This window comes from Methylobacterium sp. WL103 (genome assembly GCF_008039885.1).
Lineage (GTDB): Bacteria > Pseudomonadota > Alphaproteobacteria > Rhizobiales > Beijerinckiaceae > Methylobacterium > Methylobacterium cerastii.
This window is the reverse complement of the sequence record NZ_VRUX01001271.1, coordinates 1-466: the sequence shown is the minus strand read 5'-3', so window position 1 is coordinate 466 and position 466 is coordinate 1. Positions and strand designations below refer to the sequence as shown.

The 466-nt window shown below is 74.2% G+C and carries 1 protein-coding gene; it reads left to right on the top strand.

Features of this window, described 5'->3' with window-relative positions:
- Positions 1-466 (top strand): CobD/CbiB family cobalamin biosynthesis protein (locus FV222_RS28960; RefSeq protein WP_187277548.1); only part of this gene is annotated, 466 nt, incomplete at both ends.

The window sequence follows — 466 nt, the reverse complement described above, 5'->3', positions numbered from 1 at the left end:
GGCCGGCACGCTTCCCGCGATCGCGCTGCTCGCCTTCGCCAGTGCCAGCCTGCCGGCGCAGCGCAGCCTCGACGAGCACGTCGCCCGCGTGGCGGAGGGCCTGCGGGCCGAGGGCCTCGTCGGCGGTCGCCGTGCGGTCGCGATGATCGTCGGGCGCGATCCGGAGACTCTGGACGAGGCCGCGATCTGTCGCGCCGCGATCGAGAGCCTGTCGGAGAACTTTTCCGACGGCATCGTCGCGCCGGCGTTCTGGATCGGGCTCGGCGGCCTGCCGGGCGGTGCGCTCTACAAGGCGATCAACACCGCCGACAGCATGGTCGGCCATCGCACCCCGCGTCACGAAGCGTTCGGCTGGGCCTCGGCCCGCCTCGACGACCTCGTGAATCTGCCGGCCTCGCGGCTCACCGCCGTGCTGATCGTCACCGCCGCCGGGCTCCATCGCGGCGCCTCGCCGGCCGGCGCCTGG